The organism is Pseudovibrio sp. Alg231-02, from assembly GCF_900143565.1.
Lineage (GTDB): Bacteria > Pseudomonadota > Alphaproteobacteria > Rhizobiales > Stappiaceae > Pseudovibrio.
Genome location: NZ_FREX01000004.1, coordinates 218,597 through 235,309, shown reverse-complemented (window position 1 = coordinate 235,309; position 16,713 = coordinate 218,597). Strand labels below are relative to the sequence as shown.

Sequence of the window (16,713 nt, the reverse complement as noted above, 5' to 3'; positions counted from 1 at the left end):
TTATGAGTAGTTTGTCACTGAAAAACATCAAAAAGTCATTCGGAGATCTGGAGGTCATCCATGGGGTGGACCTTGAGGTTGAAAAGGGTGAGTTCATTGTCTTCGTCGGACCATCCGGGTGCGGCAAGTCCACCATGTTGCGCATGATCTCAGGTCTGGAGGATGTCACGTCCGGCCAGATCAACATTGCCGACAAAGACGTCACTCGTGCCCATCCATCCAAGCGCGAAATTGCCATGGTGTTCCAGTCCTATGCGCTGTTTCCGCATATGACAGTGTCTGAGAACATCAGCTTCGGCTTGCGTCTTGGTAAGATGGCGAAGGATGAGGTGGCTCGCCGTGTGAGCAATGTGGCGGAGACCCTGCAGATAACTCATCTGCTGGAGCGCTATCCGCGTCAGCTTTCCGGTGGTCAGCGTCAGCGTGTGGCGATTGGCCGTGCGATTATCCGCAATCCGCAGGTGTTCCTGTTTGATGAGCCGCTGTCCAATCTGGATGCTGCCCTGCGCGTACAGATGCGTCTGGAAATCGCTCGTCTGCACAAGCGTTTGGGTGCCACGATCATCTACGTGACCCACGACCAGACCGAGGCGATGACCCTTGCTGACCGGATTGTGGTGTTCAACCACGGTGTGATTGAGCAGGTGGGGCGTCCGATTGATCTATATGAGCGTCCGGCGAATAAGTTCGTGGCCGGATTCCTCGGAGCGCCGTCCATGAACTTTATCGGGGCGACTGCGCAACAGGGGGCAATTCAGCTGGATGGCTTCAACATCAATGATGCACAAAGGGCTGAAGCAAATGGAGCGATCACGCTTGGCATCCGTCCGGAGCATATGAGCATCTCCAACACAGAGGCCTGCGATTTCTCCGCGAAGGTGGAACTGGTTGAGGAACTTGGGTCAGAGTCCCTCGCCTACCTGCAAACCAGCTTCTCCTCTGATCCAATCACCATGCGGGTGGACCATTCCATCACTGTGCGAGAAGGAGATATGTTACCGGTTTCCGTGAACCGTGAATTCCTGCATGTGTTCGCAGAAGGTGGCGCGTCCCTGTAGGGGCGTCTAACCACCGCCGATAATGACACCGGCGGCAAACACCAGTGAGCCGCCGAGAACAACCTGAAACGTCGCCCGCAAGAGCGGCGTTTCCATGTATTTGCTCTGGATCCACGCAATCGCACAAAGCTCAACCGCCACAACGAAAAACGCGATAAACGTGGCCACCCAAAAATCACTGAGCAGGTACGGGATGGTGTGGCCCAGCCCTCCGAGAGCTGTCATCACGCCGGAAGCAACGCCGCGCAAAGCAGGTGAACCTCGTCCGGAAATCTGCCCGTCATCCGAGACCGCCTCCGTAAAACCCATGGAAATACCTGCGCCGATGGAGGCTGCAAGGCCAACAAGAAACGTGGTCCATGTGTTGCCTGTTGCAAAGGCTGTGGCGAAAACAGGGGCCAGAGTGGAGACGGAGCCATCCATTAACCCGGCAAGACCGGGCTGGATCAGGGTCAGGATCAGCTTGCGGTGTGCGGTTTCTTCCTCCTGCTCTCCCGTTGAGGCCAGATGGGTTTGTGACAAGTTGCGGGCTTTGTTCTGGTGGTCCGCTTCCACCGCTGCCAGGTCGCCCAGCAAGCGGCGGGTATCTGCATCCGTGCTCTTCTTCTCTGCGTTTTCATAGAATGTGCGTGAGGCCGTCTCCATGTTCTCGGAGATATGGCGGATCTGATCGAGCGTCAGCTGGGTGGAGAGCCAGAGTGGGCTTCGGGCATAAAACCCGGAAACATGTTCGCGGCGGATCAAAGGGATCGTGTCGCCGAAGCGTTTTTGGTGCAGTTCGATCAGGGCAATCCGGTGCTGGTCTTCTTCATTGGCCATATCGGCAAAGACGGCGGCGGTTCCGGGGTAATCATCCTGCAGTCGTTTTGCAAAGCCCCGATAGATGCGGGCGTCATCTTCCTCTGACGAGATGGCAAGCGCCAGCACCTGCTGCTCGCTCAGGTCAGAAAATCGCATGCGTGACGTCAGATACAACATCCATGAGCTTTCTAGTTTGCAATTTCGCGCAGATCCTAAGCAGATTTCATTGCAAACAGGCGGTTTCAGTCCCTCAAATAAACCGCAAATTTGAACGGGCTGACATGGCAAGCCGGGAGAATTAGGCACCCGCTCACTGATTGCGCTATCAGCAGATGTGATTGATGTTTTTGGGAAAACGTGATCGGTATTGTCGGTTTAAATGCTTAGACCGCTTGCATTTGAGCAGACCGGTTTAATCAGTCTTAACTTATTATACTAAAGTCGATTCCGTGCCTTAAAATAAACGGATAGGAGGAGCACAACTTTATTAGCCAATAACAAAACTTAGTTAGCAGGAGACGTGTCATGCCTGTAAATAAGTTGAATGCTGAACAGCACGATTGGGCCAAGGCAGTCTACCAGAACATGCATTGGAACTTCCCCGAGGAAGATGGGGACGAAACCAACCGTACAGCAAGAACCTCAAACGAGCAGGTCAATGGCGTTCATGGTAATCATGACCAACGCAATGGAACTGCCGACCCGGATTTGAGCGACTATGTCGTCGTCAACACCCCACCTCCAGAACGGCCCGCTGGCGCAAAGCCAATGCCGGTCCATGCTGTCTTTGAGGAAATTGGCCTGCCGGAATCTGAAACACTTCGTGAGCGGTTAGACCGCTTGCGCACCTTCCAGCAGAAGAAAGAGGATTTCTTAAAAGACCCTCTCGCAACAGCTTATGCTGACCCTTCAGCCGCCAAATGGGAACATCATGTGAAAGATGTTCTGGGCATGCCTCAGGAAAAAGCTGATGAGATGGTCAAGCAGCAGTTCACCCGTGATCTGAAGAAGGAACTGAGGGAAGAGTCCCGGAGTGTCACCAAGGAAATTTTTGACAGCCAGGCAGATGATCCCCGTTTCAATGAATTCCTGCAGAATGCTGCCAACTCCAACCCTAAGCAGCTGACCCCGGCCCACCGCGAAATGCTGGTGTTTATGAGCCAGAATATGGTCAAGCTTGGGAATGCACTCGTCAAAGATGTCAATGAGCTGTACCGCCAGCATGCCTTCGGTAAAGCTATGAGCGACACCATCGACAATGCGAAGGAAAACGCGGTTTCTGACAGTGAGCGACAAAAGTTGGAAGAAATTGAACAGGAAGTTGTTGAATACCGCATGGCTGTTGCCCGGCAGCTGGGTATGGCGCTGAATACCACAAACGACGTTCAGTCTGCCATCAGCTTTGGCCAGACCGTGGATTCTGCCGTTGATGAGTTGGCAGAGCAGAATGACCGCGCCCTGAATGCAGCCTCCGGCCTGGCGAAGATGGCCAAGAACATGGTCAACGACCATCTTGCCCAAACCAACAGCCCCCGCAAGACCATGAACTGGGTTGCCACCCAGCCATGGGCAAAGCTCGTTGATATCGACATCACCACCAAGGGTGAGTTCTTCAACATTGAAGCGCAGCTGCGTGACAGCTCTGCGGGAAACGAAGACACTGATGGTCTGGATATCGACAGCAACACCGATCTGGCACAGCGAAATCTGTCGAAAGAAAAACTCATGGCCAATCCTGAGCTGATCTTCAACGGCTTGCGCTCACCAAAAATGATGGAGGCCCTGACCACCAAGGTTACGGGTGAAGCCAGCAATGATGATGTGCCATTTGTCGAAAAGCCAAGTGATCTGGCAATGAACTGGGGTGAAACCCTCGCCCGCGCACAGGCAAGTGGCCGGGACATCAGTGATCAGCTGCCTGATTACATGACTTTGAAGCAGATCCGCTATCACGACATCAAGAAGGGCTTCTTCTCCAACACGGACACCGTGAAAACGGCCTGGGTTGTGGAACAGAAGCCAACCTCTGACACTGTTGCCGAGGTCAACCTGATCAACAATCTGCCACGGGCTATTGCGGGTGATCTGGGCGATCTGGCTCTCAACATGTCTGATCTGAGAGAAGATCAGTCACAAAAGAGCAGCGACATTCAGGACAAGAGAGGCCATCTGGACGAGTTCCTCAGCTCCAAGGGTGACGGCCTGTTGCAAAGCTATGGGAATGCACATGATGCGATCAGCAGCTTGCAGGACCATGCCATGAAGGAAGTCATGGCCAAGATGAGCAACGGCACGAGCATTCGCAAGATTTTGAAATGGGCGAAGGAACAACCGTGGTCAGCTATGTTCCAGGTTGAAATTACACCGATGGAAGGTGGCAAGAAGGATCAGTACAATGTCGTTATCAAGGAAGTGGAACACGGCAAGACGGAAGCAAGCAGTGCTGTACTGAATGAGCCAACTGATCAAGACAAGGAAAATGCCGGTAACATCGCTGACGAAGATGATCAGGCCTTCGGTGAAGATCTGCATGGTTTAAGCGGCGCCTTGAAGGCCCTGTTGAACCCATCCGTTTACAAACAGCTGATCTCCAAGCCAACCGGTGAAAAGAGCGACGGAATGCAAATTGTCGAAGAACCAACCAAACTGGCACGTGACTGGGCAGACCTTATTCAGAAGTCTGCTGGCCCCGGTGCAAACCTGCCGGATTATCTGGAACTTCGTCAGGTCAAATACCGCGTCCGCTCCTTCCTGCCTTGGAAGAGAAACAAACTGGAAGCCTGTTGGGTTCTGGAATTCAAGCCTACGGCTTTTAAACAAGCCGCATAAATGAGCTCATGTGCTCATAGATGACGAATGACCTTCCTTATCTAATGGCTTGGGCTCTGCGGTTTGCCGCAGGGCCCGTTTTCTTATCCGGTTTGCAAGGCAATCCAAAGCGGTAGGCTGATGCATGAGAGCAAGGTGGATTGAGCGATCAGCGTGGCTGGTTGGCGACAGTCCGCACCAAAGGCAGCAGCCAGAACGTGAGCAGCTGAAGCGGTGGGCAAAGCAGCAAACAGCACCAGCACGGAGGCCTGCTCTTTGGGAATGGCAAAGCTGTGCACCATAAACCAGGCGATGCAGGGCAAGGCCAACAGTTTTATGGAGTTCAACCCACCCGTATAGATATCCAGCTTCATCAGTCCCTGCCAATCAAGTGTTGCTCCAATCGCCAACAATGCTAAGGGGATGGCGGCCAGTGCCAGTTGATTGAGACCTTCCGAAAGAACTGAGGGAAGCGGATATCCGCTCAAACCCACCGCAACACCGCTAAGGGCTGCCAGAAAGAATGGATTGAGCACCACCTTCCCCGCAGCCTTGCGCAGACCAAGACCTTTGCCCATAGAAAGAGCTGTCACCGCCATCAGGTTTGCCATTGGCACCGCAAAGCCAATGGCAATGGCCATAAGCGAGGCACTGTCCGCATCCAGCGCACTGATCGCCACAAACCCGATGGCCGTGTTAAACCGCCAGGCGGTTTGCCAGCCAGCGGCAAAATCCAGAAACCGTGCCGGCCCAAACGGGCGCAGCATCCACCCCAACAACAGCCCAATCCCTAAAATACCCCAGGTGCCCAATCCGATGATGGCTGCATCATCCAGATTGATGGGGCGAGCTGCTGCAGCGGAGAACATCAGAGCTGGAAACAGCAACTGAAAGTTCAGCGTATCAATGCCGCGCCATGTGGCCTGATCCAGACGTTTGCCAAACACGCCGCCCAAAGCCAGCAAGCCCAGACTTGGCAGCAATGCCATCGCGATCCCCATGTGCGCTCTCCCTGACGGTTTGGCTGGTCTTTCCTGATGCTATGTCTTAGGCTAATGAGGGACTATAAGATAATAAGCTGAGCTTATAATATGTGGTGACACCTGATGACCAAGCCTGATGGCCTCAACTCTTTTGCAATGCGCTTGCCAGAGCTTGCGGTGCGCGCTCTGCCTTTGATGCAGGCGGTTGGCTCCGTCACCAAAACAGCGCATCAACTGGGGGTGAGCCAGTCTGCCGTCAGCCAGTCTATTGCAGAGCTTGAAAAGCGGCTTGGCGTAAAGGTGCTTCGCCGCGGTGCGCAACCGGTGCAGCTGACGGATGAGGGCAAGCTGATCGCTCAATATGCCTTGAGCGTGCAGGCGGCAGAAGAAAACGCACTGGCCAGCATCAACGACCTGCGCCAGAACAAAGGCGGGCGTGTGCGCATCGGGTCTTCAGGCCCTTCTGCCTCCACGCGGCTTCTGCCTCATGTCATGAAGCGCTTCTCACGCCACTACCCCGGCATCGCGCTGGAACTGCGTGAGGCGCAGGATCAGGAGATCATCGCAGCTTTGCGACGCGGTGAGGTGGACGTGGCCGTAGTTCCGGGACTGGATGGTGATGAGGAGTTCGACAATCTGCTCATTGCCTGTGACCGACTTGTCGCGATCACTGCAGATGATATGGACTTGCCGCAGCACATGAACGCTGAAGCTTTTCAAAAGCAGCCCTTCATTATGACAAAAGGGGGCAGCGAGCCGTTGGTGCGGAAATGGTTCAGCCGGTCAGATGTAGACCCACGCGTGGATCACTCCATTCAGCAGATCACATCCATTCTGGCGGTCGTTCGCTCGGGCCTTGCCTGTTCTATTATTGCAGAACTGGCACTGCCTGAGGATCTGGATGGCGTGAAAATCTTGCCACTTGATCCCCCTGCCCCGCGTAGCCTGTTTCTTACCCGCCTGCCAACAACACCCAGCAACAGCGCGGTGACAAGATTTTGGGAATTTGCCGAGCAGGAGATCTACCGGGAGGAGTAATTTTCCCCTGCCCCTGGGGCAGTGCCGCAACTCTCTTATCTTAGTTAATCAGAATATGCTCATAAGTTACGATTCCGGGGATGAATTTTCCAAAACTGTACCGAGTGGTCGGTTGAAAACGATAATTTTCGCCCGTCAGACGCGAAATTTTCACCAAAAATTTTCGTGATGACCGTAGGTAAACTACGTGATTTGAAATTAACTAATTGAAAAACAACAGAAAAGTTTGAAATAGTTCTATTGTAGATGTATTCCCTATGCATGCCGAGGATGTAAACTAAATCATAATAAAAATCATGGTGGGAGGCTAACCATGGAAACAATGACGAATATCCTAGGCGAAATCAATTCTATCGTTTGGGGCCCTGTGATGCTTATAGCCATTCTCGGGGTAGGACTTTTTCTCCAGATCGGACTCAAACTAATGCCCATCTTTAAGTTGGGCACGGGCTTTAGCCTGCTCTGGAAAGGTCGCCAAGGCGAAGGTGGTGGTGAAATCAGCCCCTTCAATGCGTTGATGACGTCTCTTTCAGCTACAATTGGAACAGGTAACATTGCAGGCGTTGCGACGGCTGTGTTCCTGGGCGGACCTGGCGCTCTCTTCTGGATGTGGATGACTGCTCTTGTGGGCATGGCAACCAAGTATGCCGAAGCTGTCCTCGCGGTGAAATACCGTGAGCGTGACAACGCTGGCAACTTTGTTGGTGGCCCGATGTACTACATCAAAAACGGACTTGGCCGTAAGTGGTACTGGCTTGCTCCAACCTTTGCTGCATTCGGCGCTGTTGCCGCGTTCGGCATTGGTAACGGCGTTCAGGCCAACAGTGTTGCGAACGTTCTGAATGAAAACTTCAGCATTCCGGCACAGGCAACCGCTGTTGTCCTGATGGCACTCACCGCTGCTGTTATTCTGGGAGGAGTAACGCGCATTGGTAACGTTGCCGGCAAGCTGGTTCCGTTCATGGCTATTGCGTACATCGCAGCTGGCCTTGTTGTTCTGATCATCAACATCGATTCCATCGGTGCTGCTGTGCAGACAGTGTTTGCTCAGGCATTCACCTCCACTGCTGCTGAAGGTGGCTTTGCTGGTGCTGCTGTTTGGGCTGCGATCCGCTTTGGTGTTGCCCGTGGCGTCTTCTCTAACGAAGCTGGTCTGGGTTCTGCGCCAATCGCTCACGCGGTTGCTGAAACCAAGAGCCCTGTTAATCAGGGTCTGATCGCAATGCTCGGCACGTTCATCGACACCATCATCGTTTGTACCATCACTGGTCTTGCGATTGTGGCATCTGGTGTATGGACCTCTGGCTCCTCCGGTGCAGCGCTCACCTCTCTGGCATTTGAAACATCTCTGCCAGGTGTTGGTGGCTATCTGATTGCGATCTCGCTCTCAGTGTTTGCATTCACCACCATTCTGGGGTGGAGCTTCTACGGCGAGAAATGCGTTGGCTTCTTCTTTGGGCCTCGTGCGCTCAAGCCATACCGCATCCTCTGGGTGGTTGCGATCTACTTCGGCGCAACTGCGGAGCTGAGCTTCATCTGGCTGCTGGCTGATACGCTGAATGCGATGATGGCCATTCCAAACCTGATCGCGCTGGCACTTCTCAGCCCGATTGTCTTCAAGCTCACCAAGGAGTTCTTCTCCGAAGATGATGAGCCTGAGGGCGTGGAAAAAGCCCCGGCTGAATAAGAGAAAACACAGTTTTCAAAAGAATGGCCCGGTGATGAAACCGGGCCATTTTTGTATGTGCCGCAGCTCTGAGGTTGCCGGTGTAATTCAGGCTTTTGCAGACAGGCGGTTTGACAGAAGCAAAGCCACTGCCGCACAGTTGGGCCATTCTTTTTTAAGTGAGTGTCATCTGCGCTATGTCTGAGACTTTCCAGCTAACAGAACTTGCCTGTAAAACGGAATGCACCACGCTTTGCGATGCGATCCTTTCAGGACTGCCTGGGTGGTTCGGCCCGTATGATGTCTACAAGGATTACTTGGAGGATGTTAAAACGAGGCCCGTCTTCATAGCGCAGGCAGGTGGTGAAAAGCTCGGTCTTATGGCGCTGACGCAAACCAGTCACGCGTGCGTTGATATTCACCTGCTGGCGATCAGATCAGAGCATCATGGGAAGGGGATTGGGCGCGCATTTGTAGAACTGGCCAAACGCTATGCAAGAGATTGTGGCGCGACGTATCTGACCGTTAAAACACTCGGCCCCTCACACGAAAATGCAGAGTATGCCAAAACGCGGAAGTTCTACGCGTCCGTTGGATTTGAGCCGCTGGAAGAGTTCATCGACTTCTGGGGCAAGGACGTTCCAATGCTTCTTCAGTGCCAGCGCATTGGCTGATCCCTGCCACTGTTTGTGGCAGGGCGTCAGGTTTTGCTGAACGCTACTTCCACCAGGCATCCGGTGAGGTGTAAGCGTCGTAGCTGTTGTTGTTCCGTTCCCACTGGTACTGAGCGGAATCGTAGGAGGACATGGATTCCAGTTTTGCGTCTGGATTGGTTTTCTGCACGTCGAACAGGTCTTCATGGGCTTTGGTGAGCAAGTTGACGACCGGATCATCAGAAAAGAAGTCGCTCTCCTTACCACCGGATAGTCGTTTGTAAGCTGCCTGAGCGCTGGCTTTGCTTTCTGCCCATTCGAAGGACTTTTGCTCTTCTGCGGAGGTTTCTTCCTCCAGATACTTCAAAAGAGACAGATAATTGTCCGCAGTCGGCCCAGCCTCGGGAGCGTCTTTTTTCAGGATCTCGTCAAGCTGCTCTTGCATCACTTGCTTTGCGGCCTCTATCTCTTCATCAGAGAAATAGCCGTTTTCATTGCTGGCGATCAGGTGGAGGGTCTCGCGGTCAAACTCCAGATCATCAAAGATGTCTTTACGAAACGCTTCGATATCATCCTTGTACTTGCTGGAGGTCGTATCAAGGTCGCCATAAAGATCGGTCAGCTTAGCACGTGCATCAACGGCAGTATCCGGAGTCGGCTTTAAGTCAGGCGTCTTTGTCTTGTCTTTGGACTCATCATCCGGTGACAAAACACTCTGGTTGACACGAGTGCTGATCGACGACGACGCATTGCCTATATACTTTGCAACACTGTAGTTGGAGAAGCTGTAGGTTCCGCCGCTACTGCTGAAAAAGCTCACAATTATTGTCCTTATAAAATCAATAGTGCGATGCTAGTGGCCCAAACCTGCGTGGCGCTGTCCTTTCCAGAAATGAAAGGCGCAAAATCGCAGTTTCTGACGTTGCGGAATCTATGTGGAAATTTTACTCTGTTTTATAAGGTGTTGGCGGTTAATCGGCGATCTCGAAGACTTCGCCTGAGTTCAGGTCCTTGATCATATCAATCGCCTCACCGCTCCAGTGATAGCTGAAATGCCGGGCCTGAAGTGGAGCTTCCACCACGTCGGGATAAAACGCAGCAATACACAACCCGCTCTCGTCCCGCACACTTGGGTAGAGAATGCCATCGCCGCCCTCTTCCAGCAGCTTGCGTGCGAAGACCTGAGAAGCGCTGTAATCATCCGGGTGGAGCAGAACTTCAAAACGCGGATCTGTTACGTCAGCAAGTTTAGCCTCAACACTGCCGATCAACTCGCGCATCTGCGCAATCCAGCCGGGTGCCTCTTGCGTGGCGGCATAGAAATTCCCGGTGTGGTGCACAGTCTCGAACAACGCGGTTTCAAAAGATTTGGCGGCATAAAAAGCGCCGAAGTACCCATCATGGAAACGGCCAGTCCGGTCAGGAGAGGCATGGGTGAACGGTGCCATCAGATAGGAAGAGCCCGTTCCATTGACCCGTCGCTCAACGGGTACAAGATCCAGATTGCCGATGGTTTCTGCAAGGCGCGGATTGGTGCGGCTCTCTGCAGCGGCCAGCAATTCCCAATCTGCGGGATCGGCAATGTCTTCAAACAAATCTATGGGTGGGTAGGCCGAGTTGACCAACCGATAATACTTGGGCCAGCTGACATGTGTTTCAGGAGCTTTCAGGTCCGTCTCCACCAAAGTTAATGTGGTCACCAGTTGCCTCGCTGCGCATCAAGATATCTGCGCACGCGCATTAAGTCCGTGAGTTGTCCGCCCATCATAATTTCAAGGGCAGATCTGCCGCCGAAGTCTGTATTAGCGCGTTTCACCCAGCCATACCCGCGGTTGGTATCGCTGAACAGCAGGCGAAGTGCCTTGTGAATGCCAAGCAGATTGGACAGGCGCGCCGCAAGGTCCACGCTGACACGGCCATAGTGTCTGGTCTTCCAGCGTTGATAGGTGCGCTTGGCAATGTCTCCCAGCAGCAAAGTGGCCTGCTCATCCGTCAGCTGCCAGCGCTCAAACAAGTTGATCACCGCCCGCTGCATGGCATGCACTTCTTCCTCGGTAAACTTTGGTCCACCTGGAGCCAGAGGTTGTTCAATCTTACGAAGGCTAGGCATCTTCCCTCTCATCAAACCAGCTGAATAGCGCAGCGACATATGGCACTATATTATGATTTTGACGTCAAATGTCAAGGATTTGAACCCGGGCATACGCGAAATCAGAGATATGAAAAACCTAAAGTAGCAGTTTAATGGAGTACATCCTAAAATACGCAATAACTAATATAGGCGTGGATGACCAAGCGTCCGCCTTGATGTGTGAGAGGAGCATCTGTAACTATCATTAAAAATACGAATATAAAATAGTTGGGGTGGGGCCGTGACTTATAAATCTCGCAGTTTGAGCAGTGTTTCCATATTTGCGCTTGTTTCAAACATCGTCATCGCAGCACCGCTTATGGCGCAGACGGTTCATATCACTGCACCTCAGACCGCGCCCAACGATGCTGCGCTGGACACGCAAGTGATCACTGGCCCAATCGCAGAATACTCCGGGCAATTACAGGTGAGTGTGACCGGCGGCGAGGCTATCGGGAATGATGCGAGTGCAGAAATAACCATCCGTGGCATTAAAGGCGATATTACCCAGAACAATTCTGGTGAGATTGCTGTTGAAGTCAGCGGCGGTCTTGCGGATAGCAGTGCAAACCCGAACAGCGGTGCGAATGCAGCGGTCACCATCGATGGTGTTGAAGGTACGCTGGAAATAGACAATATCGGGACAATCTCGGTCAAAGGCACCAGTCAAAGTGCAACCACATCGGGCACTGGCAAAGCCAGTGTAAAAGTGAATGTGAAGGCCATTGATGGCCGATTGATGGGCGACAACCTGGGAACGCTTTCCAGTTATGCTCAGGCAGGTTCGGCCACAGCCAACGGAAGCGGCAAGGCAGATGCGAGCGTTGAGGGCTTTGGCACCTATCTGGATGTTGAGGGAGACAACATCGGCACTATCAAGGTTGAGGGCCATGCTGGAATAGCTGTGTCCGCCTCAGGCGCCGCGGATGCTGATGCTGATATCACTGGCATCGACAACGATCTTGAAGGGGCCAACAAAGGTCTGATCAGCATTCTCGCTAAAGGAGGTCAGGCTACCTCTGAAGGTGCAGGAGATGTTGATGCATATGCTCTTGCTATCGGCGTAAAAGGGGATGCGGAAGCGAATAGCGGGACTATCCTTGTTGATACTAATAACAGAAATGCCACAGCGATCTCAGCAGGTGGAACAGCCAAAGCTGCTGCTGACGCCTATGGCATCCATGGAGATCTTCGAGGGAGTAACACGGGTCAGATTGATGTGACTGCACGTGCTGGTCGGTCAGAGACGACCGGTAGCGCTGCTTCAAATTCCCAATCACTTGCGGTCGGTGTGATGGGGCATGTTAAAAGCAATAGTGGCCTCATTCTTGTTGATGCTGATAACAGACGTACCAAAGCGACTGCAACGGATGGAGAAGCCATAGCCGCTGCTGATGCCTATGGCATCCAGGGAGATCTTCAGGTTGGTAACACGGGCCGGATAAGCGTGATTTCAAGTGCTGGTCAATCAGAAACGACCAGCAGTGCTGCTGCGAACTCCAAAACACTGGCGGTGGGTGTGAGTGGAAATATCAAAGCGAACAGCGGTCTTATTCTCGTGAATGCTGCCGGGGGGGATGCTAAGGCGACCTCTGGAAACGGAAATGCGGATGCGTCTGCTCAAGCCTCTGGTACGAAATTCAACCTGAATGACGATAATTCGGGCGAGATTGATATTCGTGCTCGTGCCGGAACCGCCTCTGGCCTCATAGCCAACGCCAATGCGTTTGCTTTTGGTGTCGAAAACAGGCTCGAAGGGGACAACTCTGGTGTAATTCGCGTTGAAGCTTTTGCCGGAATCGCGATTAGCGATGGGACCACGGGGAATGGTGCTGATGCAATTGCCATTGCTGTTGGTGTCAATGATTACATAAACGGCAGTAACAGCGGCGATGTTATTGCATTTGGTCAGGGCGGGACAGCGACAGCCAATGGCGCTACTTCCGCCGAAGCGGGTGCAAATGTTTATGGCAACAACAATGGGCTGACTAAAGATAACTCTGGTTTGATTCGAGCTGTAGGCATTGGTGGGACGGCTGAAGCTGAGGGAAACAGCCATGCTTCAGCAACGACCCGCGTTATGGGGATTTTTGGTGCACTTGGTGGGACCAATAAAGGTCGCATCTTTGCGTTGACGGAAGGCGGCTCTGCGACAGCTACGGGCAGCGGAAATGCGAGTGCGTCTGCTGAAGCGATTGGTGTCTACAACGGTATTCGTAACACGGACCCGAATGTGACCACCGATAATTTGGGTGTAGTTGTTGCGAGGGCAACCGGCGGAACTGCAAGTTCAGTGGGTGGTAACGCTTATGGCTATGCTGACGTGTCAGCTCTTGATGGCTCACTTGGCGGTGAGAACAAAGGCTGGATCGAAGCACTAGCCCAAGGCAAAACCGCCACCACGGGAGGCGACAAAACCGCAAATGCCGAAGGTCTCGCGGTCGGGATCAAAGGGGATGCGAAAGCCAACAGTGGGACGATTTTCGTACGGGCCTTTGGGGGAACAGCAGAAAGCCTGAATGCGGCGAAAGCCAACGGCGCAGCACGTGCCTTCGGTATCGGTTATGTAAATGGCACCACACGCTATGGTGTTGAAGGTGAGTTCACCAATACAAACCTGATTGAAGTTTCTGCCACGGCTGGTACGTCCAACGGAACGCAGGATAAAGCCCTCGCCTATGGTGTTGTGCTCAACGGCGCAACGACCCTCAACAACAGCGGTTTGATTGTAGCAACCGCAACTGGCGGCGCGGGGTCCGAGGCTTATCAGGTGCATGCCGGATCAAATGCGTTGACCGTAAACTCCTATGGCATCCTCTTCCGGGATGATTTGGATGAGAACTTCAGCGGGACCATCCAGGCGGATGATCCCAACAATGTGACGTTCAACAATGCCACGCTGCATGTGCACTTTTCCAACTCGACGAAGATAGATGTGGCCTATGAGATCCCTGATCTCGTTGATGGTCAGGATGTTCAGCAGTTTACTCAACTGGATGCAAGCGGTGTTGTTGGCCATGGCTGGAGTGCTGAGGCTGTTGAAAGCAGTTGGGGTACCACCAATCAAGAGGTGATCTTCAGATATGCGCCGGAAGTTTCCAGTCCGCAGCTGGTCGCGCAGCAGCAACGTGGGGTGATTGATGCCACGCAGCGCATTGGTGAAGGGTTGCTGACAGACCTGATGCTAAAGGGGGAAAGCGCCAGCGGAGAAGGTTTGCTGCTGGCATATGATGGTAAGCCAACATCGGATGCAGAAAAAGCTGTTGCTGATATGGCAGGCCAGTCTCACCTTGCTGAGCAGTATGGTGTGTTTTATGCAGCCCCTCTACATCTTTATCAGCAAAACCTGGATGGTGATCTGGGCTACTCTGCCAGCACTACAGGTGTGGTGACAGGTTACAATCGTGTCGTTTCGCCGGATCTGATTGTTGGGGCGAACGTCTTTTACGGTCACAGTGCACTGGATTTCAACGGCATCTATGATCAGGCCAAAGAAACGGTCGATACCTATGGCTTTGGTGTACAGGGCGCATATCGCAAAGATGCGGTGCTGCTTACCGGGCAAAGCACGTTCTATCACACCAGCAACACCTATAAGGATGGTTCAGCACAGGCGAGCGAGACCTATGACAGCCAGAACCTGTTGACCCGTGTCGCGGCCAAGCACATCTGGGAGTATGGCAACAACACCTTCATGCCGGAAGTTGGACTGAGCCATCTTTGGCACTCTCGCGGCGCATTCGGCGTCGACAATCAGGGTGTGCCGGATGTGAGCTATGACGCTATCAACAATCACCAGTTCTCAGTTGATGCCTCCCTCGGTTGGGCAGGCACATATCAGGTGCAGGAGGGTGAGCTGAAAGCCAATCTGCGTGCTGGCTTGCGTCAGGTTTTGGGTGATGGCGGGTTTAAGGATGTGTTGCGTTCAGGTGCAAACGGTAAGGCGTCTGTGATCAGCGATATTGACCAGACACTGGCGCGTGCCTCTGCCTCACTGGAATACTCCAAAGGCAACTTTGGGGCTTCTGTTGGTGTGCTGGGAGAGTACGGCGAAAACACCCGAAATACAGCCTTCTTCGGACGTGTGTCTTATAAATTCTGATCAAACGGGAGTGCATACTGGAGCGGCTTGGGTGCTCCAGTATGCTTGCTGGCCAAGGGAAGCGTAGGGTGTGGAGTGTACACTCGGCCAACTCACTCAGTGTTCCGTTGTCTTTGAGGAGTGATAGGGGCAAAGGCCGATCAAGTGCTTGTTGGTTTCAAAAGCCTCGCTGATGCCTGAGATTTGACATATCTGGCGCCTCTGCGGCCTGCGCTCAGGTAAAAGGGTAAGCTTGCTGCAATGAGGTATTTGCTGATACGGGCTAACCACTTACCTGCCTTTTCCGGCGAGCCGACGCCAAAGACTGGCTTGGGTGCGTATTCCAGCACGTTTTGCTCAATGTGGTGCGCGATATCTATTCCATACATGTCACGGACTGCTTTCAGCGCGACTTCATAGGAGCCGATGGCAGGGCCCGCGCTGTAAAACTTGCCATCAACCGCCACCTCTGTTCCGCTGGATTTAGCGCCGAGTTTGTCTAGCAACGGGGTGTGATGGAAATTGGAGGTGGCTGTTTTGCCATCCAGAATGCCAGCTGCTGCATACACCAATGTTCCTGCACAGACGGAAATCATGCCTTTTGCAGCAGGTTCCTGTCGCCGGATGAAATCCAGCAGTTCCTTGTCTTTCAGCAGCATTGGCTGTGTTGCACCCATGATGACGAAGTCAACCTGCGGGCACGTGGCAAAGGTGGTTGTTGGCACGACCCTGGGGCCAAGCAAGCATTGCACTGGAGTTTTGTCGTGAGAGACCACATGAAGCTTAGAGTTGGGGAACGCACTCAAAACTTCCACTGCCCCCAAGAAGTCTGGCAAATAACATCCTGAGGGCAGTGCCATAGCGATGGTTGGGGCATCGCCAGCTGTCAGCTCCACTGGCTTTTTTGGAGTGTGAGCGGTGAACTGAGGATGCGGGTCGTATTCCAGTGTCAGCTCTGCAAACTTGGCAAAGCTGGTGCCGCGTAGCTTTTCCAGCACCATGAAGGCAGCTTCGATCATGCCTGTGGAATGACCTGCGGTGTAAAATTTGCCATCCACCACTGCCCTGCGTTCAAACACTGGTTTGACGCCGTAGTCAGCCAGCAATTTTGTTCCCTGATCATCTGCAGTTGCGGTTTTGCCTTCCAACACATCGGCCTTGGCAAGCGTAAGAACGCCGCCGCTTGAGGCAACCACGTAGGCAACCCGCGAGCACTGATCGGTCAGAAAAGCGTGGAAGGCAGGATCATCCTGTGCTGCTGTCGGAATGTCTGGAATGACCAGCACATCGAGTGGTGTGCGGTCTTGAAAGACACGATTTGGCACAAGGGTCAGACCATGCTGACCAGTTACTGGTTTTGTGGTCGCGCCAATAATACTGGGACGATTGAGTGGATTGATACCCAGAACGGCCTGCATTTCGCCAAGTTCGGATTCATTGAAGCCCGGCACTGCAACATAACCGATACGATAGCGTTTCATGGGGACACTCCAT

Annotated in this window: 12 protein-coding genes; 6 read left to right on the top strand and 6 right to left on the bottom strand. The window is 53.1% G+C overall.

Annotated elements, in window-relative coordinates:
* Positions 1 to 2 precede the first annotated feature (2 nt).
* On the top strand, positions 3 to 1,058 hold the full coding sequence (locus DHN43_RS13475; RefSeq protein WP_108818924.1) for an ABC transporter ATP-binding protein: 1,056 nt from the start codon (positions 3 to 5) through the stop codon (positions 1,056 to 1,058).
* Positions 1,059 to 1,064: 6 nt separating this feature from the next.
* Here the strand turns inward: DHN43_RS13475 and mbfA are convergent, their stop codons facing one another.
* Entirely contained in the window at positions 1,065 to 2,015 is a 951-nt protein-coding gene (gene mbfA, locus DHN43_RS13470) for an iron exporter MbfA (RefSeq protein WP_193758278.1), read from the bottom strand.
* Positions 2,016 to 2,384: 369 nt separating this feature from the next.
* Between mbfA and DHN43_RS13465 the strand changes: the two genes are divergently transcribed.
* Complete coding sequence (locus DHN43_RS13465) at positions 2,385 to 4,688, top strand: hypothetical protein (protein ID WP_108818923.1); 2,304 nt, start codon at positions 2,385 to 2,387, stop codon at positions 4,686 to 4,688.
* Between the two features lie 83 nt (positions 4,689 to 4,771).
* Here DHN43_RS13465 and DHN43_RS13460 read toward each other — a convergent pair whose 3' ends face one another.
* Positions 4,772 to 5,668 carry an AEC family transporter gene (locus DHN43_RS13460; RefSeq protein WP_108818922.1) on the bottom strand — a complete coding sequence of 299 codons (897 nt, stop codon included), beginning with the start codon at positions 5,666 to 5,668 and terminating at the stop codon, positions 4,772 to 4,774.
* A gap of 105 nt (positions 5,669 to 5,773) precedes the next feature.
* On the opposite strand from DHN43_RS13460, the gene DHN43_RS13455 reads away from it, so the two are divergent.
* From DHN43_RS13455 to DHN43_RS13445, 3 genes are all read left to right on the top strand, one after another.
* A complete protein-coding gene (locus DHN43_RS13455) occupies positions 5,774 to 6,688 on the top strand; it encodes a LysR family transcriptional regulator (RefSeq protein ID WP_108818921.1) in 915 nt (304 codons plus the stop codon).
* A 313-nt stretch (positions 6,689 to 7,001) separates the two neighbouring features.
* Complete coding sequence (locus DHN43_RS13450; protein ID WP_063287792.1) at positions 7,002 to 8,375, top strand: alanine/glycine:cation symporter family protein; 1,374 nt, start codon at positions 7,002 to 7,004, stop codon at positions 8,373 to 8,375.
* Between the two features lie 176 nt (positions 8,376 to 8,551).
* Complete coding sequence (locus tag DHN43_RS13445) at positions 8,552 to 9,028, top strand: GNAT family N-acetyltransferase (protein ID WP_108818920.1); 477 nt, start codon at positions 8,552 to 8,554, stop codon at positions 9,026 to 9,028.
* A 43-nt stretch (positions 9,029 to 9,071) separates the two neighbouring features.
* On the opposite strand, the gene DHN43_RS13440 is transcribed toward DHN43_RS13445, so the two are convergent.
* The 3 genes from DHN43_RS13440 to DHN43_RS13430 all read right to left on the bottom strand — a co-directional run bounded on the left by DHN43_RS13440 (position 9,072) and on the right by DHN43_RS13430 (position 11,042).
* The gene (locus tag DHN43_RS13440; protein WP_208995404.1) at positions 9,072 to 9,827 is read right to left on the bottom strand and encodes a hypothetical protein; all 756 of its coding nucleotides are present in this window, start codon (positions 9,825 to 9,827) and stop codon (positions 9,072 to 9,074) included.
* Positions 9,828 to 9,978: 151 nt separating this feature from the next.
* On the bottom strand, positions 9,979 to 10,707 hold the full coding sequence (locus DHN43_RS13435) for an RES family NAD+ phosphorylase (RefSeq protein ID WP_244278188.1): 729 nt from the start codon (positions 10,705 to 10,707) through the stop codon (positions 9,979 to 9,981).
* Positions 10,704 to 11,042: an MbcA/ParS/Xre antitoxin family protein gene (locus tag DHN43_RS13430; protein ID WP_082596696.1), complete on the bottom strand. Its 339-nt coding sequence runs from the start codon at positions 11,040 to 11,042 to the stop codon at positions 10,704 to 10,706. Before DHN43_RS13430 ends, DHN43_RS13435 begins: the two co-directional genes overlap by 4 nt.
* Positions 11,043 to 11,379: 337 nt before the next feature.
* On the opposite strand from DHN43_RS13430, the gene DHN43_RS13425 reads away from it, so the two are divergent.
* A complete protein-coding gene (locus DHN43_RS13425) occupies positions 11,380 to 15,240 on the top strand; it encodes an autotransporter domain-containing protein (RefSeq protein ID WP_208995403.1) in 3,861 nt (1,286 codons plus the stop codon).
* 140 nt (positions 15,241 to 15,380) lie between these two features.
* Here DHN43_RS13425 and DHN43_RS13420 read toward each other — a convergent pair whose 3' ends face one another.
* Positions 15,381 to 16,700, bottom strand: coding sequence for a DJ-1/PfpI family protein (locus DHN43_RS13420; protein WP_108818918.1), 1,320 nt, complete (start codon positions 16,698 to 16,700; stop codon positions 15,381 to 15,383).
* Positions 16,701 to 16,713 lie beyond the last annotated feature (13 nt).

Coding starts and splice junctions, on each gene's coding strand:
- DHN43_RS13475 (WP_108818924.1), top strand. CDS start 3: ATGAGTAGTTTGTCACTGAAAAACATCAAAAAGTCATTCGGAGATCTG.
- mbfA (WP_193758278.1), bottom strand. CDS start 2,015: ATGCGATTTTCTGACCTGAGCGAGCAGCAGGTGCTGGCGCTTGCCATC.
- DHN43_RS13465 (WP_108818923.1), top strand. CDS start 2,385: ATGCCTGTAAATAAGTTGAATGCTGAACAGCACGATTGGGCCAAGGCA.
- DHN43_RS13460 (WP_108818922.1), bottom strand. CDS start 5,668: ATGGGGATCGCGATGGCATTGCTGCCAAGTCTGGGCTTGCTGGCTTTG.
- DHN43_RS13455 (WP_108818921.1), top strand. CDS start 5,774: ATGACCAAGCCTGATGGCCTCAACTCTTTTGCAATGCGCTTGCCAGAG.
- DHN43_RS13450 (WP_063287792.1), top strand. CDS start 7,002: ATGGAAACAATGACGAATATCCTAGGCGAAATCAATTCTATCGTTTGG.
- DHN43_RS13445 (WP_108818920.1), top strand. CDS start 8,552: ATGTCTGAGACTTTCCAGCTAACAGAACTTGCCTGTAAAACGGAATGC.
- DHN43_RS13430 (WP_082596696.1), bottom strand. CDS start 11,042: ATGCAGCGGGCGGTGATCAACTTGTTTGAGCGCTGGCAGCTGACGGAT.
- DHN43_RS13420 (WP_108818918.1), bottom strand. CDS start 16,700: ATGAAACGCTATCGTATCGGTTATGTTGCAGTGCCGGGCTTCAATGAA.